Source organism: Bradyrhizobium sp. GW821-FHT13H05, assembly GCF_058804065.1.
The window spans coordinates 499,736-518,889 of record NZ_JBXAPO010000004.1; the positions used below are offsets into that span (position 1 = coordinate 499,736).

At 64.7% G+C, this 19,154-nt stretch carries 17 protein-coding genes; 10 read left to right on the plus strand and 7 right to left on the minus strand.

All coding sequences use genetic code 11. From position 1 onward, the window contains the following. Nucleotides 1-23: 23 nt before the first annotated feature. The gene (gene pobA / locus AC1RR3_RS15550) at nucleotides 24-1,196 is read right to left on the minus strand and encodes a 4-hydroxybenzoate 3-monooxygenase (RefSeq protein WP_492823980.1); all 1,173 of its coding nucleotides are present in this window, start codon (nucleotides 1,194-1,196) and stop codon (nucleotides 24-26) included. A gap of 51 nt (nucleotides 1,197-1,247) precedes the next feature. Between pobA and AC1RR3_RS15555 the strand changes: the two genes are divergently transcribed. Next, nucleotides 1,248-2,153 (plus strand): helix-turn-helix domain-containing protein, encoded by a 906-nt coding sequence (locus AC1RR3_RS15555; protein WP_492823981.1) that lies wholly within the window; start codon nucleotides 1,248-1,250, stop codon nucleotides 2,151-2,153. A 3-nt stretch (nucleotides 2,154-2,156) separates the two neighbouring features. Here the strand turns inward: AC1RR3_RS15555 and pcaG are convergent, their stop codons facing one another. Then, a complete protein-coding gene (gene pcaG / locus AC1RR3_RS15560; protein ID WP_492823982.1) occupies nucleotides 2,157-2,783 on the minus strand; it encodes a protocatechuate 3,4-dioxygenase subunit alpha in 627 nt (208 codons plus the stop codon). Nucleotides 2,784-2,787: 4 nt separating this feature from the next. Continuing rightward, nucleotides 2,788-3,576: a protocatechuate 3,4-dioxygenase subunit beta gene (gene pcaH / locus AC1RR3_RS15565; protein WP_492823983.1), complete on the minus strand. Its 789-nt coding sequence runs from the start codon at nucleotides 3,574-3,576 to the stop codon at nucleotides 2,788-2,790. A 95-nt stretch (nucleotides 3,577-3,671) separates the two neighbouring features. On the opposite strand from pcaH, the gene AC1RR3_RS15570 reads away from it, so the two are divergent. From AC1RR3_RS15570 to AC1RR3_RS15590, 5 genes are all read left to right on the plus strand, one after another. Next, nucleotides 3,672-4,601, plus strand: a complete 930-nt coding sequence (locus tag AC1RR3_RS15570) for a LysR family transcriptional regulator (RefSeq protein ID WP_492823984.1) — start codon at nucleotides 3,672-3,674, stop codon at nucleotides 4,599-4,601. Between the two features lie 145 nt (nucleotides 4,602-4,746). Further along, on the plus strand, nucleotides 4,747-6,024 hold the full coding sequence (locus AC1RR3_RS15575) for an Lpg1974 family pore-forming outer membrane protein (protein WP_492823985.1): 1,278 nt from the start codon (nucleotides 4,747-4,749) through the stop codon (nucleotides 6,022-6,024). Between the two features lie 171 nt (nucleotides 6,025-6,195). Continuing rightward, nucleotides 6,196-6,384 carry a hypothetical protein gene (locus tag AC1RR3_RS15580; protein ID WP_492823986.1) on the plus strand — a complete coding sequence of 63 codons (189 nt, stop codon included), beginning with the start codon at nucleotides 6,196-6,198 and terminating at the stop codon, nucleotides 6,382-6,384. Between the two features lie 103 nt (nucleotides 6,385-6,487). Next, the gene (gene pncB / locus AC1RR3_RS15585; RefSeq protein WP_492823987.1) at nucleotides 6,488-7,792 is read left to right on the plus strand and encodes a nicotinate phosphoribosyltransferase; all 1,305 of its coding nucleotides are present in this window, start codon (nucleotides 6,488-6,490) and stop codon (nucleotides 7,790-7,792) included. A gap of 256 nt (nucleotides 7,793-8,048) precedes the next feature. Then, nucleotides 8,049-9,356, plus strand: coding sequence for a GGDEF domain-containing protein (locus tag AC1RR3_RS15590; protein ID WP_492823988.1), 1,308 nt, complete (start codon nucleotides 8,049-8,051; stop codon nucleotides 9,354-9,356). A 12-nt stretch (nucleotides 9,357-9,368) separates the two neighbouring features. On the opposite strand, the gene AC1RR3_RS15595 is transcribed toward AC1RR3_RS15590, so the two are convergent. Next, the gene (locus tag AC1RR3_RS15595) at nucleotides 9,369-9,989 is read right to left on the minus strand and encodes a TetR/AcrR family transcriptional regulator (protein WP_492823989.1); all 621 of its coding nucleotides are present in this window, start codon (nucleotides 9,987-9,989) and stop codon (nucleotides 9,369-9,371) included. Between the two features lie 51 nt (nucleotides 9,990-10,040). Between AC1RR3_RS15595 and AC1RR3_RS15600 the strand changes: the two genes are divergently transcribed. From AC1RR3_RS15600 to AC1RR3_RS15610, 3 genes are all read left to right on the plus strand, one after another. Next, the gene (locus AC1RR3_RS15600; RefSeq protein WP_492824228.1) at nucleotides 10,041-10,307 is read left to right on the plus strand and encodes a hypothetical protein; all 267 of its coding nucleotides are present in this window, start codon (nucleotides 10,041-10,043) and stop codon (nucleotides 10,305-10,307) included. 359 nt (nucleotides 10,308-10,666) lie between these two features. Beyond that, nucleotides 10,667-14,071, plus strand: coding sequence for an acyl-[ACP]--phospholipid O-acyltransferase (locus tag AC1RR3_RS15605; RefSeq protein ID WP_492823990.1), 3,405 nt, complete (start codon nucleotides 10,667-10,669; stop codon nucleotides 14,069-14,071). Between the two features lie 6 nt (nucleotides 14,072-14,077). Then, nucleotides 14,078-14,746 carry an alpha/beta hydrolase gene (locus tag AC1RR3_RS15610; RefSeq protein ID WP_492823991.1) on the plus strand — a complete coding sequence of 223 codons (669 nt, stop codon included), beginning with the start codon at nucleotides 14,078-14,080 and terminating at the stop codon, nucleotides 14,744-14,746. Nucleotides 14,747-14,749: 3 nt separating this feature from the next. Here AC1RR3_RS15610 and tcuB read toward each other — a convergent pair whose 3' ends face one another. Genes tcuB through tcuA form a run of 3 tightly spaced genes read right to left on the minus strand, consistent with a single transcriptional unit; the run spans nucleotide 14,750 to nucleotide 18,309 of the window. Continuing rightward, nucleotides 14,750-15,856, minus strand: a complete 1,107-nt coding sequence (tcuB, locus tag AC1RR3_RS15615; RefSeq protein ID WP_492823992.1) for a tricarballylate utilization 4Fe-4S protein TcuB — start codon at nucleotides 15,854-15,856, stop codon at nucleotides 14,750-14,752. Nucleotides 15,857-15,861: 5 nt separating this feature from the next. Continuing rightward, nucleotides 15,862-16,890: an alpha/beta hydrolase gene (locus AC1RR3_RS15620; protein WP_492823993.1), complete on the minus strand. Its 1,029-nt coding sequence runs from the start codon at nucleotides 16,888-16,890 to the stop codon at nucleotides 15,862-15,864. 27 nt (nucleotides 16,891-16,917) lie between these two features. Then, nucleotides 16,918-18,309 (minus strand): FAD-dependent tricarballylate dehydrogenase TcuA, encoded by a 1,392-nt coding sequence (tcuA, locus tag AC1RR3_RS15625; RefSeq protein WP_492823994.1) that lies wholly within the window; start codon nucleotides 18,307-18,309, stop codon nucleotides 16,918-16,920. A gap of 159 nt (nucleotides 18,310-18,468) precedes the next feature. On the opposite strand from tcuA, the gene AC1RR3_RS15630 reads away from it, so the two are divergent. Continuing rightward, nucleotides 18,469-19,152, plus strand: a complete 684-nt coding sequence (locus tag AC1RR3_RS15630) for a GntR family transcriptional regulator (protein WP_492823995.1) — start codon at nucleotides 18,469-18,471, stop codon at nucleotides 19,150-19,152. Nucleotides 19,153-19,154: the final 2 nt, after the last annotated feature.

Consider the following 19,154-nt stretch of genomic DNA (forward strand, 5'->3'; position numbering starts at 1 on the left):
CGCCTCTGCGATACCCCGCCTCGCTAGAACGGCAACCCCACGTAATTCTCCGCCAGCAGCCGCTGCGCTGTCTCGGACGACAGCAGGTATTCCAGCTCCGTCTGCTGGAGCCGATCCTCATAGTCGAGGCGGTCGGGAAAGCGATGCAGCAGCATCGTCATCCACCACGAAAAACGCTGCGCCTTCCAGATCCGTGCCAGCGCCTTGGCGGAATAGCCATCGAGGCCGGAATCGTCGCCGCGCTGATAGTGCGCGAGCATAGCGTGGTAGAGATAGTAGATGTCGGAGGCAGCGCTGTTCAGCCCGCGCGCGCCGGTCGGCGGCACGATGTGGGCGGCATCGCCTGCGAGAAACAGGCGGCCATAGCTCATCGGCTCGGCGACGAAGCTGCGCAAGGGCGCGATGCTCTTTTCGATCGACGGGCCCGTGATCAGTCGGTGGGCGACCTCGCCGGGCAGGCGACGCTTCAGCTCGGCCCAGAACGAATCGTCGCTCCACTCTTCCACCTTGTCGGTCAACGGAACCTGGATGTAGTAGCGGCTCAGCACCTGCGAACGCAGAGAACACAGCGCAAAGCCGCGCTCGTGCTTCGCATAGATCAGCTCAGGCGACACCGGCTTCGTGCGCGACAACACGCCAAGCCAGCCGAACGGATAGACTTTCTCGTATTCGCGCAGCACGTCCTTCGGGATCGACCGGCGGCTGACGCCGTGAAAACCGTCGGCGCCAACGACGTAGTCGCAATCGACGCGAACAATCTCGTCGTTCGAACGGTAGGTCACGTATGGCCGGTCCGACGTCAGATCATGCGGCGTCACGTCCTGCGCGTTGTGCACGACCTTGCCGCCGAGCCGATCGCGCGCCTCGTAGAGATCGCGCGTCAACTCGGTCTGGCCATAGACCAGCACCGAATTGCCGCCGGAATGCTTGTGCAGGTCGATGTGGGAGAGCATGCCGTCATGAGCGATCTCGAATCCCCCGTGGATCTCGCCCTCGCGGTCCATCCGCTCGCCGCATTGCGCCTCGCGCATCAGTTTTGCAAAGCCGTGCTCGAGCACGCCGGCGCGGATCCGGGCCAGCACATGATCGCGGCCGTATTTCTCCAGCACGATGGTGTCGATACCCTTGAGGTGCAGGAGCTGCGACAGCAACAGCCCGGACGGCCCACCGCCGATGATGCAGACCTGAACTTTCATTTTTGCGTCCTCCCGTCACTGCGCTTTTTGCAGATGAGAGGCTGCAAACCGATGGAGGCTTTCGCCATTGTCTTGTACAATTCGAACATGAGAACAGCAGCCCCTGCCCCCGCGATCCGGGTCTACAACCTCTTCGGCGAGTCCGGCGACCTGCCCGACGTCGTGCATTGCGAGACGATCGCGTCGCGCTCGGTGCTGCACGACTGGACGCTGGCCGTGCACCGGCACGCCCGGCTGCACCAGGTGCTGCTGATCGAGCGCGGCGGCGGCGAGGCGACGCTCGACGGACGCGTGGTGCAGCTAAAGCCGATGCAGATCGTCAACGTGCCGGTCGGACACGTCCACGGCTTCCGCTTCGTGCCCGACACGCAAGGCTGGGTGCTGACCATCGCCGCCGAGATTCTCGACGAGGCGCTGCTCGCGGCAGAAGGCCTGCGCGGGGCGCTATCGCGATCGGCGGTGGTGCGGGGCACACCGCAGATCCGCACCACCATGAAGCAGATTTTCGCCGAGCACGCCGCCCGCGATTTCGGCCGCGCTCATGTGTTGCGCGCCCTGTCGGCCGCCATGGTCGGGCTGGTCGCACGCGCGCTTACCAGCGAGAGCGGCGGCAATGGCACGGCGGAAAGCGGGCTGTTCCGCCGCTTCGAGGCGCTGCTCGAGCAGCATCATCTGGAACGCTGGAGCGTCGCTGACTACGCCGACGCGCTCTCGATCACGCCGACCCATCTCAACCGGGTGACGCGGGCAGCCACCGGCGACACCGCTTCACACCTGATCCTCAACCGGTTGATCCGCGAGGCGCGGCGCAACCTCGTCTATACAAACTTGCCGGTCTCGACGATCGCCTACGCCCTCGGCTTCGAGGACCCCGCCTATTTCAGCCGCGTCTACGCCGCGGCCACGGGCCTGTCGCCGCGCGCCTTCCGCGCGCAGCTCCATGGCGATGAGATGTGAGCCTCACACGTCGAAGAATACCGTCTCGTCCGGCCCCTGCAGATTGATCGTGAAGGAATACACGACCTCGCCGCCGCGCTCGCTCCGCGTGGCAATCAGCGTCTTGCGGCGCACTGGCGGCTCGACCAGATTGAGCACGGGATCGGCGGCGTTGGCAGCCTCTTCATCAGAGAAATAGAGCCGGGTGTTGAGGCCGATGTTGATGCCGCGCGCAACGATCCAGACATTGACGTGCGGCGCGCATTTGCGTCCCGCCTTGTCGGTGACGGCACCGGGCTTGATGGTCTCGAAGTTCACGAGCCCGCTGTCGAAGTCGGAACCGGCGCGGCCCCAGCCGCGAAACTCCTGCTCCAGCGCGCCGGCCGAACGATCGGCCGGATGGTTGTAGCGGCCGGCCGCATTGGCCTGCCAGATCTCGAGCAGCACATCACGCAGCGGCGAGCCGCTGCCGTCGAGCACCTTGCCTTCCAGCGTGATCCGTTCGCCCCTGGTGTTCGGCGTCACCAGCACGTTGGAAAAATTCTTCTCGAAGATATCGAAGCCGGCCATGGCCGGAATCAGGCCGATATGGACGTAGGGCCCGGCGGTCTGCGAGGCGGTTTCCTTGAGATAGTTGAGCGGCTGCGGCATGGGCTCAGTTCCCCTCCGGGCGGTTCTCGAAATAAGTGGAGCGCTGGCCGCGCAGCACGATGTCGAAGCGGTAGGCGAGCGAATCGAACGGCGTCGAGGCGTTGAGGTCGAGCGGCGCCACAAGACGGTCGAGCGCGTCCTTGTCGGGGATCGTCGTCAGGATCGGGCAGACCGGAATGAGGGGATCGCCCTCAAAGTACATCTGCGTGATCAGCCGCTGCGCGAAGCCCGAACCGAACACCGAGAAGTGGATGTGGGCGGGACGCCAGCTGTTGACGAAGTTGCGCCAGGGATAGGGGCCCGGCTTCACAGTGCGGAAGTAATAGTAGCCGGTGTCGTCGGTCAGCGCGCGGCCGCAGCCGCCGAAATTCGGATCGATCGGGGCGAGATAGGTGTCCTTCTTGTGCCGGTAACGCCCGCCGGCATTGGCCTGCCAGAACTCGACCAGCGTGTTCGGCACGCCGCGGCCGGTCTCGTCCAGCACGCGGCCATGGACGATGATGCGCTCGCCGACGGGATCGCCGTCCTTGGCGTAGTTGCGGATCAAATCGTTGTCGAGCGGACCGAGATCGTTGTGGCCGAACACCGGCCCCGTGATCTCCGAGACCGAGTTCTCGATCGACAGCAGCGCCTGGCGCGGCGAGCGCAGCACCGAGGATTTATAGCCTGGCGCATGCGCCGGCGGATGGATCGAGCGGTCGCGCTGGAAGAAGCCGCCGTCGCCGAGCGGGGGTGTGAACGGCTCGGGGCGGTTGAGGCGGGGATCCTGCAAGGCTGGCGCCTGGGCATTCATCGGCGTTGTCTCTCCCTGTGGCGCCCCGGTCCGGGTGCGCGGCTTATCGGGAGATCATGGGACAGGCTATTCTCAAGATAAATAGATCGATTATAATGAATTACATGAAAGAAATCGATCATTTGGCGCTCGACGGTCATGCGCTCGAACTGTTCCTGGCCGTGCTGGAGGAAGGCTCGGTGACGGCGGCGGCAACGCGGCTCGGCCTGACGCAATCGGCGGTCAGCCACGGCCTCAACAAGCTGCGGCGGATCGCCGGCGATCCGCTGTTCGCCAAGTCCGGCCGCGGCATCGTCGCCACCGCGCATGCGCAAGCATTGGCCGCGAAAGCACGCGCGCTGATCGACGAGATGCGCAGCTTCGCCGGAGGCGTCAGCTTCGCGCCGGCACAGTCCCAGCTGTCGCTGACGATCGCCGCCAACGACTTCCAGCGCGACCTGCTGCTACCGCGTTTCTTCGGCCATGTCGCCGCGCAAGTGAGGAGCCTGAACCTGCGCGTGATCCCCTCGCAATCGCCCTCGCCTGCGATGCTGCGCGAGAACCGTTGCGATCTCCTGATCACGCCGCTGCCGCCGTCCGGCGTCGACATCGTGCAGAAGCGGCTGCTCAGCGACCATTACGTCTGCTACTTCGATCCCAAGGCGCGCACCGCGCCGTCCAGCCGCAGCACCTATCTCGCGGCACGTCACATCACTGTCGTCTATACCGATAATGAGCGACTCGACTTCGACCGCCGGCTGGCGGCGAACGGTTTTCATCGCGACATCGCAATCTCGGTGCCGAGCTTTTCCGGTGTTCCGTCTTTCCTGCGCGGCTCGCAGATGCTGGCGAGCATGCCAAGCCTCCTTGCTGCCGGCGTGATGCGCGGCTTTACACATGTGCAAATTCCACTGGCCTCGCGCACGCGGACGCTGGCGGAACTGCCGATGTTCATGGTCTGGCACCAGCGCTATCAGAAGGACCCGGCCCATCGTTGGATCAGGAACCAGCTCGAGATTGTCGCGGCGACGGCAGCGGGCGGCTGAACGTATCGACTGCGTCCGATTGGCCACACCGGAGTTCGGAAATGTCTCCCCGAACGCGGTGAGCGGCCGCGCTCAACCGTATGGTTGATGTGAGGTCCGTGATTCCGCGCCACGGTCCCGCCACTGGTGGGACGAGGTGAAGACAATGAAAAAGACTTTTGCAGTCATGCTGGGCGCAACTGCGGCATTGACGGCGGCAAGCGCCTCTGCCGGAGAGCTCGAAGATGTCAATGCCCGCCTCGAATTTCTGGAACGGCAGAATGCGGCGATCCGCAAGGAAAACGCCGCGTTGCGCGAGAACCAACGCCTGATCGAAGAAAATACGCGGCTGAAATCGCAAGGCGCTCGCACGGCGGTCGAAGCAGCCAGGACCTCGGCCCGACCGCACCAGGAGAACTCAACGATCCTCGCCGTGTCGGCAGTTTCGCAGCAGAGCAAGAATCCGTTGCAGGCCTATGCCGCTGACTTCCCGGTCAAGGCGCCACCGCTTGCCGGTCCGGCGCTGTTCAAAGCCTGGATCGAAGGCGGCGCCATCTTCAGCGGTGGTGACCCGATCTCCAGTACTTACGGCTTCACCGGCCAATTTGACCTGACACCCAAGGTCGGCTGGGAATCCGCCATCGGATTCGACCATCGCTTCGCCGGGTCTCCCTGGCACATCAGCGGCCAGTTCCGCTACGGCGAGGGAGGCAAGAGCACCGGCCTGGACTCGGCCACGGAAACCATCGCCTTTGGCGGTGCCAGCGCAACAGCAACGACCACCTATGGCGCGGCCTACAAGGAAACGCACTGGCTCGCCGATCTCGCTGTCGGACGCGACATCGCCGGCAGCGGGCCAAGCGCACTTCAGTTGAAGGGCGGCGTTCGCATTGCCGAATTCGTCACCCGGAGCTCGAACTCGGACGTTGCGGTGGCCACGTTCAGCGGCCTCGCTCCAATCGTGGTGCCCGGATTTCCTGCAGTCACCGGCTACTCCGCCACGACCTCGAATGTGTACGACACGCGCGCGAGCTTCCTTGGCGCGGGGCCCCTCATCGGCGTCGAAGGCTCGGTTCCATTCGCCGGCAAATGGTCGTTCGACTATGCAGGCGACGTCGCCTTGCTGCTCGGCCGGCAACAGTCGGTCAGCAGCGCGAGGAGCCTGTCTTCGGTCACGCCGTCCTATCTCTCCGGCGTCGTCTTCCCAGTCACGGACACGCTCGACACGAGCAGCGATCGGCTGTTTGCCGGCGTGCTGAGCGCCGACATCCAGGTCGGCGTGTCCTATTGGCTGACGCAGAATTTGAAGCTCGGCGCAGGCTATCGGCTCGATGCATTCATCAATTTGTTCAACGAGGCCGGCTTGTCCCGCTATAATCTCACGCCGGACCGCTACACGCACGGCCCGCGCGTCACGCTCACTGGGCAGTTCGACGCGATGTAGCGGGGCGCGAGGTCGTGGAATCACACGATCCTCAAGCCGCTTCCGCGAGTGGGCGCTGGATCAGCGCATGGCTCGACGCATCGCCGTCGAACGCTTGATCACAGGATCGATAGAACGCCCGTTCGCCAGGCGTTCGCCCGCCAGTTCAGCCTGTGGCGGGAGGACGCGACGATGCGCGACTGGGTCACGGCGGAGCGGGATTCGGCCCTGGCCGAACTCCAGTCAATTGCGGCCGAACGGCACGGATTCTTGGCGGAGACGGACGATGCTCGGGCGCAACTGGCGGCGGTCCGAAGCTTCACCTCCTGGCGGCTGAAGGCACCGCTGCGCTGGACCAGGGAATTATTTCTCCGCGGCTGACGTGCCCGGCCCCGGGGGCTGCACCCTCGCCCGGTACCGCTCGGTGGCCAGCCCTTCGCCAAACCCACTGGTTGCGCGCGGGCGGCCACGCTAGAATTCGGCCATGACAGTGACCGATATTGCGAGCCGGACCTACAATCACAGCTGGCGGCTGGATCCCATCATCCGCAGCCTGCTTGATACCGACTTTTACAAGCTATTGATGTTGCAGATGATTCGGGAAGACTACCCGAATCGGCAGGTGACCTTCTCGGTCATCAACCGCTCGCGCCATGTACGCCTCGCCGAGATCATCGACGAGGGCGAGCTGCGCGCCCAGCTCGACCACGCCCGCACCATCCGCTTCACCAAGAAGGAGCTGATCTGGCTGGCCGGTAACACTTTCTACGGCAAGACCCACATGTTCTCGGCGGACTTCATCCGCTGGCTGGCCGAATTCCGCCTGCCCGAATACGAGCTGCGCAAGGTCGAGGGCCAGTACGAAATCCATTTCCACGGGCCGTGGACCCACACCACGATGTGGGAGATCCCGGCGCTCGCCATCCTCAACGAGCTGCGCTCGCGCGCGGCGATCAAGGGCCGCGGCCGTTTCGAGCTCGACGTGCTCTATGCCCGCGCCAAGGCAAAGCTGTGGACCAAGGTCGAGCGGCTGCGCGAGCTGGAGAACTTGCGGCTCTCCGACTTCGGCACCCGCCGCCGCCATGGCTTCCTCTGGCAGCGCTGGTGCGTCGAGGCCGTGAAGGAAGGTTTGGGCTCGTCCTTCATCGGTACCTCCAACGTGCTGCTCGCGATGGACAACGACCTCGAGGCCATCGGCACTAACGCGCATGAACTGCCGATGGTCGCGGCCGCGCTGGCCAAGGACGACGAGGAATTGCGCTGGGCGCCCTATCGCATCCTCGACCAATGGCGCCAGACCTATGGCGGCAACCTCCTGATCGCGCTGCCCGACGCATTCGGCACCAAGGCTTTCCTGCGCGATGCGCCGGAATGGGTCGCCGACTGGACCGGCTTCCGCCCCGACAGCGCACCGCCGATCCAGGCCGGCGAGGAGATCATCGCCTGGTGGGAGAAGAAGGGCCGCAATCCCCGGGACAAGCTGCTCGTGTTCTCCGACGCGATGGATGTCGGCTCGATCGAGGAGACCTATCACCATTTCTCCGGACGGGTACGGCTCTCCTTCGGCTGGGGCACCAACCTGACCAACGACTTCGTCGGCTGTACCCCGGACGGCTCGTTCAATCTCGATCCGATCTCGCTGGTCTGCAAGGTGTCGTCGGCCGACGGCCATCCGGCCGTCAAGCTCTCCGACAATCCGGAAAAAGCGACCGGCCTCCCCTCGGAGATCGAGCGTTATCTGCGGGTGTTCGGCGACGCCGGTCGCGTACGCAAGCCGGTGCTGGTCTAGCACCGGCCCCAACTTTATCGATCAGGTCAACCGCGCGATACGAACGCGAGGTATTGGGTCGCCAATACCGCGCCGGTTCCGGTTTGTCGGCATTTACAACGATCTGCGCGCGTCCGCTTCACAACGCCTTCACCCTACGATCGAGTCACCCGCCTCTTTGGGGTCGAGTTAAGCAACCTTCTCCTCTACTTGGCGTTGCAGGCGCAACGCTCCGCTGGGATCGTTTGGGATCGTTGATCGATTTGGGGAACGTAGGGTGTTTCGCAGAACAGCGTCGTCGACGAAGGGACACAGCTTCCTTCATGTCATCAAGCTCGTCTCGCCTTTCGTGATGGTCGTCGTGCTCCAGGCGGCGATTGCGGGATTCAGCCTCGAGGTGATGTCGTCGGTCCGCGCCTATGTCGCGGGCGAAGCGCTATGGTCGCGCTCGCAAAAGAACGCGGTCTATTTCCTCAATCTCCATCTGCATTCAGGCGACAAGAGCCAGTTCGCGCAATACCAGGCCTCGCTCGCCGTTCCCATCGGCGACGAGTTCGCGCGCTGGGCACTGGAGCGCGATCCGATCGACGTCGAGGCCGCCCGTGTCGGCTTCCTGCAAGGCGGCAACCATCCCGACGACGTACCGGGATTGATCTGGCTGTTCCGCTATTTCAACCGCGTCAGCTTCCTCGAGGAAGCGATCCGCGAATGGGCCGCCACCGACCCCATGCTGCTGGAGCTGAGCGTGTTCGGCGAGGTCATCCGGTCCGAGCTGGAGAAGGGCCCCATTCACGACAGCGCCCGCCAGCAAGTCCTGTCGTCGCGGCTCTCGGAGCTCAACGCCCAGTTCACGGTGCACGCCAACCGCTTCTCCACAGTGCTGGGCGAAGGCTCCCGCGCCATCAAGGTGACACTGACCGGCATCAACATCGCCACCGCCGTGACGCTGATCCTGCTCCTGATCTGGCACACCCGGCGCCTGGTGTTGCAACGACAGGCATTCGAAGATGCCTTGCATGACGAGAAGGAGCGTCTCGCCTGGCAGGCCTCGCACGACTGGCTGACCGGCCTTGCCAACCGCCGCGCCTTCGAGGCGCGGCTGCAAAGCGAGCTGGACAATATCGCGGCGGGTTCGCTCGCCCTGATCCTGCTCGATCTCGACCAGTTCAAGAACGTCAACGACAGTTGCGGCCATCTCGCCGGCGACCGCCTGCTCTGCCAGGTCTCCGGCCTGCTGCAACAGGACCGGCGGCCGCATGATCTGGTGGCCCGGCTCGGCGGCGACGAATTCGGCCTGATCCTGCCGCAGTGCTCGCCCGCAAACGCCGTCGATATCGCCGAGCGGCTGCGGCGATCGCTGGAGCTATTCAGCTTTGCCTGGGACGATCGTTGCTTCGCGGTGACCGCCAGCATCGGCGTCACCTGCATCGCCGACCGCGACACCACGCTTGAGGACGCGATGCGGCGCGCGGATGCCGCCTGCTATCGCGCCAAGGAAAAGGGACGCAACCGGGTTCAGGTCGACAGTGTGCGGCCGGACGTCGTCCTCGTCGCAGCACGGCCGCGCGAAGCCGCGCGCGCGTGACGCCCGCCCCTGTCACGGCAGTGGCAGAATTCCGAGACCCGCAAGATGCACGTCGACGAACTGATCGACCTGCTGGCGCAGCATCTGCGGCGGCACGGCGACCATGCGTTCCTCGAGGCCGAGCGAGATGATGCCGTGCACCGCTGAAAACAGCGTGCGCGACAACAGCGCGATCTTGACGTCATCCGCATCCGGCAGCAGCCGCACCAAAGGCGGGTGCATCAGCGCGAAGGCGTCCATCACCATCTGAAGGATGTCGTCAGGATAGGGACGGTCGTCCTCCATCCGATGCTCGAACAGCGACCGCAGCAGGTTGGCGTGCTCGGCGAAGAATTCGAGATAGGTCGCGGCCAGCCCGTAGAGCTGGCGGACAGGATCATCAGTCGGAACTCGGCCGAGCCGCACCGTCAACGCCTGAACTGTCTCGCGGTTGACGGTCAGGATCACCCCGTCGAAGTCGCCGAACTCATTATAGACGCTGCCGACCGAGCAGCCGGCAGCTTCCGCAACGTCTCGAACCTTCAACGATCTCAAACCCTTAGCCGCAATAATGCTGCGGGCAATTTCCAGGATCTGGAGCCGCCTTCGAAACTTTTTTTGGTCTCGCAGCGATTCTTCTTGAACATTGTTCATTTTAAAGCTACTCATGTGAACATTGTTCAAATTAACCTGGAGACCTGCAAAATGCAAACCCTCGCTGTTGATATTGCCACGACTTTTGTTGATGACGCGGCGGCTCTGGTGACAGGCCTCGGCCGAGCCGTCCTCAAGCTCGCGATGGCGCCGATCGATCGCATCGCCAATGCCTGCGACATTGCCGGCGTGCTCACTGAGCGCCGCGCGACCTTCCGGATGTGGCGGGCGAACCGCTCCCGCACCCGTCGCGAAGGCCGCCGCTTCAGCCTGCTCGGTCGCCTCTCGCCCTTTCGCCACCTCGCCCATCTCACCTGAGGCAAGCGCAGCCCGCACGTTCCGGTCGGCTCGAATGCAAGATCCGGACGCAAGGAAGGAATTACCATGTCCCGACATTCGCAACGGATTCCGAGGCCCTCGGCGGTGCGATTCAGCTTTTCCTCATCGCCGGCTCGATACCCGGTAGGTGCGGCCTTTGCGCCCGAACTGCGGCCGGACCCAGATATTTGCGAACCTAACGAGACCACTTGGAGACCAAAAGGATCGGAGGGACCGAGGGGACTGAGCAGGCCGGCGACCGTCGTCATCCAGCCATTGTTCGTCCCATACGATTCCGGTCGTGACGCCTTACCGACAACGTAACTCTCTCAGGCTGCTTTTCCAAAACAGGACTGATCATGATCAGCGAATTGATGTCGTCACGCCGCTTCGCGCCGCTGTTCTGGGCGCAATTCTTCTCGGCGCTCAATGACAACGTGCTCAAGAACGCACTCGTCATCATCCTGCTTTACAGTGCCGCAACCGGCCACGGCGACGCCCTGGTGACGGTGGCTGGCGCCGTCTTCATCTTCCCCTATTTCATCCTGTCCGGGCTCGGCGGCCAGCTCGCGGACAAATACGTCAAATCCGTCGTCGCAAGGCGACTCAAATTCGCCGAGATTTTTGCTGCGGCCTCTGCCGCCGCCGGCTTCTTCCTGCATTCGGTGCCGCTCTTGTTCGCAGCGCTCGCGCTGTTCGGCATCATCGCCGCCCTGTTCGGCCCCGTGAAATACTCGATGCTGCCGGATCAGCTCGAACTCGGCGAACTCGCGACCGGCAACGCGCTGGTCGAAGGCGCGACCTTCATGGCCATCTTGCTCGGTACCGTCGCCGGCGGGCAGTTCGTGGCCGGCTCCGCGCATATGGGCTGGGTCGCTTCGGCCGTGGTCGTGCTGGCCCTGCTGTCCTGGGCGTTCGCTTCCCGCATCCCGCAGACAACACCCTCCGCGCCCGATCTGCCCGTCGACGCCAATCCCTGGACCTCGACGCTCGGCCTGCTCAAGACGTTGCACGCCGACCACCGTCTGTGGGATGGGACCGTGATCGTCTCCTGGTTCTGGCTGGTCGGCGCCATCGTGCTCTCGCTGCTGCCGGCACTGGTCAAGGAGGTCGTCGGCGGCACCGAAGGCGTGGTCACGCTGTGCCTTGCGACCTTCGCGATCGGCATTGCCATCGGCTCGCTGTTCGCGGCCAGCCTGAGTCACGTTCGCCCGAACCTCGCGCTGGTGCCGATCGGCGCCATCATCATGGGCTGCGCCGGCCTCGATCTCGCATGGGCCATCGCTGTGACCAGCAAGGGTCACGAGATCACCGCGGCCGATTTCGCAACCTCGTTCGCGGGACTGCGCATGCTGGCCGACTTCGTCGCCTTCGCATTCGGCGGCGGCTTGTTCGTCGTCCCCTCGTTCGCCGCCGTCCAGGCCTGGTCGGCTCCGTCCGAGCGCGCCCGCATCATCGCCGCCGGCAACGTGCTGCAGGCCGCCTTCATGGTGGTCGGCTCGCTGTTCGTCGCGCTGCTCCAGGCGGGCGGATTGCATGTCGGCTGGATCTTCTTCGGCCTCGGCCTCGCCAGCTTCGGCGCGGTGTGGTTCGTGCTGACGAAATGGGGCAAGGAGGGCGTGCGCGACTTCGGCGGACTGCTGTTTCGCGCCCTGTTCCGCACCGAGGTTCGCGGGCTCGAGAACCTGCCGCCTCCTGGCACCCGCATGCTGATCGCGCCCAACCATGTCAGCCTGATCGACGGCCCGCTGCTGCACGCCGTGCTGCCGATCGACGCGAGCTTCGCGGTGGATACCGGCATCGCCAAGGCCTGGTGGGCCAAGCCGTTCCTGCGCGTGGTCAAGCACTACACCATGGACCCGACCAAGCCGCTGGCCGCGCGCGACCTGATCAAGCTCGTCGCCGCCGGCGAACCAGTCGTCATCTTCCCGGAGGGACGCATCACCGTCTCCGGCTCGCTGATGAAGGTCTATGACGGCACCGCGATGATCGCGGACAAGGCCGACGCCGTGGTCGTGCCCGTCCGCATCGAAGGCGCGCAGCGCTCGCATCTAAGCTACCTCAACAGCAGTCAGATCAAGCGCTCGTGGTTTCCGCGGGTGACGGTCACGATCCTGCCGCCGGTCAAGCTTCCGGTCGATCCGGCGCTGAAGGGCAAGGCGCGCCGCAATGCCGCTGGCGCCGCGCTCCAGGACGTGATGATCGACGCGATGGTCAAGAATGCCATGCTCGATCACACGCTGTTCGAAGCGCTCGGACACGCCTATCGCGACCGCGACACCGGCAAGGTCATCGTCGAGGACGCGCTCGGCACCCAGCTGACCTATCGCAAGCTGATCCTCGGCGCGCAGGTCCTGAGCCGCAAGCTCGAGACCGGCACCTCCGTCGGCGAGAATGTCGGCGTGCTGCTGCCGAACTCCGCAGGCGTCGCCGTCGTCTTCATGGCACTGCAGAACATCGGCCGTGTCCCGGCGATGCTCAACTTCTCGGCCGGCCCGGTCAATGTTCTCGCCGCCATGAAGGCCGCGCAGGTCAAGACCGTGCTGACCTCGAAGGCCTTCATCGAGAAGGGCAAGCTCGACAAGCTGATGGCCGCAATCTCCGCGGAGGCGCGCGTCGTCTATCTCGAGGATGTCCGCGCCTCGATCGGCACCGCCGACAAGATCAAGGGCCTGCTCGCCGGCACGACGCCGCGCGTTGCCCGCCAGGCCAACGATCCGGCCGTCGTGCTGTTCACGTCGGGCTCGGAAGGCACGCCCAAGGGTGTGGTGCTGTCCCATCGCAACATCCTTGCCAACGCGGCGCAAGCACTGGCGCGGGTCGATGCCAACGCCAATGACAAGGTGTTCAACGTGCTGCCGGTGTTCCACTCGTTCGGGCTGACGGGCGGAATGATGATGCCACTGCTCGCGGGCATTCCGATCTACATGTATCCCTCGCCGCTGCACTACCGGATCGTGCCCGAGCTGATCTACCAGACCGGCGCCACCATCCTGTTCGGCACAGACACGTTCCTCACCGGCTATGCACGCTCGGCCCATGCCTACGACTTCCGCACCTTACGCCTCGTGATCGCCGGCGCCGAGGCGGTCAAGGACCGCACGAGGCAAGTATTCATGGAGCGCTACGGCATCCGCATCCTCGAAGGCTATGGCGTCACCGAGACGGCGCCCGTGCTGGCGATGAACACGCCGATGGCCAACCGCCCCGGCACCGTCGGCCGCCTCTCGCCGCTGATGGAAAGCAAGCTCGATCCGGTCCCCGGCATCGAGGAAGGCGGACGCCTCTCGGTGCGCGGACCGAACGTAATGCTCGGTTACTTGCGCGCGGAGAATCCTGGCGTGCTCGAACCGCTAGCCGAGGGCTGGCACGACACCGGCGACATCGTGGCGATCGACGCCGCCGGCTTCATCACCATCAAGGGCCGCGCCAAGCGCTTTGCCAAGATCGCCGGCGAAATGGTCTCGCTGTCGGCGGTCGAGGCTATCGCGACAACGCTATGGCCGCAGGCCGGCTCGGTCGCCGTGTCGATCCCGGACCAGCGCAAGGGCGAGCGCATCGTGCTGCTGACCACGGAGAAGAGTGCCGAGCGCAGCGCGATGCAGACCCAGGCCAAGGCGATCGGCGCCTCTGAGCTAACCGTTCCCGCGGCGATCATGGTGGTCGACAAGGTGCCGCTGCTCGGCACCGGCAAGACCGACTATGTCACGGCGACGACGATGGCCCGCGAGCAGGCGTCCGCGCCGGAGCGCGAGGTGGCGTAAGCCAAGATGCACGAGGCACCTCAATCAGGCGACGCGCGATGCCCGGGAGTGGTTCTGCTTCACGGCATCGCGCGCACCTCGGCATCCATGAAAAGCCTTGAGCGGTCGCTTCAGGGGGGCGGCTTCACAACGCTCAACATCGACTATGCCAGCCGCCGCAAGCCGATCGCGGCCCTGGCGGACGACATCCATCCGGCGGTCACGAGCTTCACTCAGCGCGACGCACCCTTGCACTTCGTCGCGCATTCAATGGGCGGCCTCGTGGCGCGCGCCTATATCGCCAGATATCGCCCGGCGCGGCTCGCCGGCATCGTGATGCTGGGCACCCCCAACGGCGGCAGTGAAATCGCCGATCTCCTGAGTGGATCTCGGCTGTACCGCGCATTCTACGGGCCTGCGGGGCTCGAGCTCACGACCGAGCCCCGGCCGAACGCCCTGCCCGCCGTGGACTATCCCGTCGGCGTGATCGCGGGAAACCGCTTCATCGATCCCGTCGCTGGCCTCTTCGTCCTGCCGAAGCCGAATGACGGGCGCGTCTCGGTGCAAAGCGCGATGCTGGCCGGCATGGCCGACCATGTCGTCGTGAAGGCGACCCACACCGGGCTGCCGCGTCACTCCGCCGCGATCGCACAGACAATCGCCTTCCTGCACGAAGGCCGATTCCGCACCGTCTGACTCTCAGGAGCCAGCTTCGCTAGGCCGCTCCTGCGCGTAACGCACCAGCGCCGCGAAGCGATAGATGCCGTGCACGAACTTGCCGTAGGGCATGGTGATGAACAGCGCGAACACCGCGCCAAGGTGCAATGCCAGCAGCGGCCCCATCGCAGCAGTCTCGCGCAGGATCAGAAGCAGCATGCCGGTGAGCCCGGTCAGGAACAGCATGGCGATGAAGCCGACATCCATGCCGTAGCGGCTCTCGTCGAGCAGCTCCGGCGCGCGGCGTGACTTCGCGACAAACAGCCCGATTGGTCCGACGATGAGGCCGATGCCGCCGAGCGTGCCGAGCACCACGGGCAGATCCCACCACGGATACGGCGCTTCGCGTCCCCAGAGGTAGTGATAGAGCGTTGCGACCGACGTCGCGGCAAAACACAGCAGGAAGCCGTAGAATGTGAGGTGATGGAAAAGCTTGCGCCGGTCGGTCGGCTTGTCGTCCTCGTTGTAGCAGCCGACGCCGCCGCCATGGAGATAGCGCAGCTCGCCGGCATCGCGGATCGCCTGGAAGATCGAGCCGCCATCGGCCCGGCCGCCGATCGGCGTGCCGATGTCGCGCCAGAACGCGCGTACACTCATGGCCAGCGCGAGGATGGCGTAGAGAAATGCGGCGCTGAACAGCGCGGCCATCGCATTGTGCGGCATCAGTCTGTAGAACGCGCCCGGCCCGGTATGGACGCCGAACAGCACGCCGCGGTCGTTCAGCGCGGCGAAACCAAGGATGAACGCTGCCATGCTGAGCGCGGCAACGATGCTGATGACGAGGCCGTTGCGTGCAAAGGCGCCCGACAGCGCCTGCGGCCAGGCATAGGCCGCATAGGATTCGGCGCGCGCGATCGCAAGCGTCTGCGGGACGTTGACGTTGAATTCATGCGGCGGCGAGAACTGGCAGTCGACGTAGCAGGCGCCGCAGGAATGGCAGAGGTTGGCGAGATAGTTGAGGTCGCCGTCGGAGAAGGCGCGCCGCATCTCCATGGCGGGAAATACCGCGCAAAGACCCTCGCAGTAGCGGCAGGAATTGCAGACCGTCATCAGGCGGTCGGCTTCGTCCAGAATTTGGGTTCCGTGCATGGCTTTTACTTCGTCAGGCCTTTGCCCTCGAGCCATTTCTGGATCAGGGCTGCGACCTCGAGGTTGTTCTTGTCCATCATCACCATATGCGAATTGCCCTTGATGCCGGCCTGCGGGAGATCGACGATGTCGACGCTGCCCCCGGCCGCCTTGATGGCGTCCGCAAAGGCGATGCCGTTGGCGCGGATCTTGGGCCAGCGCGAATCGCGCTCGATATAGTCGCCATAGATGATGAGGGTCGGAATGTTCTTCAGCACATCTGCCTTGGCGAGATCGCCGATGCCGGCCGGCTCGATTGCGATCAGCGCCTTGACCTTGTCGGGCCGGGCTTGCGCGACCTTGAAGCCGAAGGTGCCAGCCTGGCTATGGAACAGGATCACCGAGGGACCGACGCGATCGATCTCCGCGATATAGGCGGCGACGGTCGCGTCGTCAGTCGTGGTCCAGCGCGGCACGTTCTGCTTGACGAAATTCTCGTAGCCTTCGACCGGAAACTGGTTGCCCGGCAACAATTTCCGCTTGGCCGGATCGGGATCGTAGGAGTTCGGCCCATCGCCGATGCGGAAGCGCTCGAACGGATTGGCCGTGGTGAGGAAGACCGGCTCACCCTTGAAGATATCGGGGTATTGCGCCCAGCCTGCGCGTCCGCGCTCCACCGCGTCGGAATTGTAGACCGCCCATCCCTTGCGCAGGAAATAATTCAGCCAGCCTTCGCGTCCGTCAGGCGTGGTCTCGTAAGTCACGCCGGTCAGTCCACCGCCATGCCACATCAGCAGCGGATAGGCGCCCTTCTCGTTTGCCGGCAGGAAATACTGCACGTACATCTGCTCGACCTGATAGGTGCCGTTGGGATCGACCTTGGCCGGCACGCCGCCAGGCGCGAACACGACCTCCCTCACCGGCTTGCCGGAGATTTCGACAAGGCGTCCGCCGACATGGAACGAGCCCATGTCGCGCAGGGTGATCGGCTCGGCGGCGCGGGCCTGGCCGGCGATCAGCAGCGCCGTGATCGAAGCAATGGCAATGCGTGACATGGTTGTTCCCTGTATCTTTTCTTCATTCTAGTTCTTGGCATGGCGCGCCGCTTCCCGCCCTGCGATCCGCCCGAACACGCTGCCGATGGTCATGCCCATGCCGGCAGCATAGCCCTTGCCGAGCACGTTGCCGGCCATGATCTCGCCGGCCGCGAACATGTTGGCCGACGGCTTGCCGTCCGCCATCAGCATCCGCGCCTCCTTGGTCACGCGCGTGCCGAGATAGGTGAAGGTGATGCCGGGCCGCACCGGATAGGCGAGATAGGGCGGCGTCTCTATCCGGCGTGCCCAATGCGTCTTTGGCGGCGTAACGCCTTCGGTCACGCAATCGTCCAGGATCGTATGATCGAACGTACCGGGCCGCACCGCGGCGTTGAATTCGGTGATCGTCTTTTCCAGAGCAACTGGGTCGAGCTCGAGCCTGCCGGCGAGCTCAGCAATCGTCTGCCCGGCGATCGGTGGGAACAGCGTCGGCATGAAGCTGGTGACGACAGTGGAATCGAAGATGATGTAAGCGATCTGGTCGGGCTGCGCCGCGACCAGCCGGCCCCAGATCGCATAGCGCTTCGGCCAGATATCCTCGCCCTCGTCGTAGAAGCGCTGCGAATGCTTGTTGACGACGATGCCGAACACGACGGAGTCGTGGCGCGTGATGATGCCGCCGTCGAATTTCGGCGCGCGGGCGTCGATCGCGACCGCATGGCACTGGGTGGGATCGCCGACCTCCTCCACGCCCTTGTCGAGCAGCATCTTCAGGATCGAGCCGCGGTTATAGGGCGTGCCGCGGATCAGAAAATTGTCGGCGGCCTCACCCCAATATTGCTTCAGCCACTCGATGTTGGCCTCGAACCCGCCGGCGGCGGCGACCAGCGACGTCGCGCGGATCTCGGTCTCGCCCTTGATCGGCCGCTTGAGGCGAGCTGCGAGGAACATGCCGTCCTCGATCACGAGGTCAGTGACCTCGGCGTCGTATTCCACGTCGACGCCAAGCCGCTCGGCAGTCAGATAGAGTGCATTCAGCATCGCGCGGCCGCCGCCGAGGAAGAAGGAGTTGGTGCGGCCGAGGCTCAGCGTGCCGCCGAGCGAGGGTTGCCAGCGTACGCCCTGCTCCACGATCCAGTTCAGGATGTCCTTGGACTCGCGGATCATGTGGCGGGCGAGCACCTCGTCGGTCTGCCCGCCGGTGACGCGTAACAGATCCTCCCAGAACTCGTCTTCGGTATAGGGGCCCGTCAGAATCTCGGTGGCGGCATCATGGGCGCAACGCATGTTGCGGGTGTGGCGGGTGTTACCACCGCGATAGAATTTCGGCGCGCCTTCAAGCACCAGCACCGAGGCGCCGCCGCGCCGGGCGCTAATCGCCGCACATAGCGCAGCGTTGCCGCCGCCGATCACCAGCACGTCGTATTTGCTGCTCATGCCGTCTGCCCGATGCGACGAAGTTAGAGACATTCTGCCCGCCGGCAGACCCGGTCAATGCGGCCTGCCATTGCGCACCTTTGTATACAAAGATATACAAAACCGGCGCAAGCGGCATCTCTGCATGGGCAGGATGCGCTTGGCGGCCGATGAGGATGCATGGCCAGACGCCCGGCAAAGGCAGGCGGATTGATCGCGCGCGGTGCCGGTGTCGCACTGGGCGAAGCCGTGTTCCGCTCGCTTTGCGAGTCGCTCCAGGCCGGCAGCTACCGCGCCGGCGACCGCCTGCGCGAGGAAGAGGTCGCGCAGCGGCTCAAGGTCAGCCGCACACCGGTTCGCGAAGCCTTCGGCCGCCTCGCGGCGCGCGGCTTCGTCGAGCCCGCCGGCGGCCGCGGCCTGATCGTGCGCAACCTCGACATATCAGAAGTGCTCGAGCTCTATGCCATGCGCGAGATCATGGAAGGCGCCGCCGCGCGCCTAGCCGCTGAGCACGCCTCAGCGCCAGAGGTCCACGCGCTCAGGGATATCGAACAGTCCTTTGTCGAGGCGTCCGGGACCGACGCCGCGGAGATGGCCCGGCTCAACCGCGCCTTCCACGAGGCCATCTGCCGCGCCGCGCGCAACCGCTATCTCGACAACGCCTCCCGGGAACTACAGGACTGGATCGCGCTGCTCGGTCCGACCACCTTCACGGTGACGGGACGCCCCTCGACCAGCCACGGCGAGCACCAGAAGATCATCGACGCGATTGCCGCACGCGACGGCGACAGGGCCGAGCAGCTCGCCCGCGCGCACATCCGCGAGGCGCTGCGCTGCCGGCTCAAGCTGCTGCAGAAGCAGTAGCA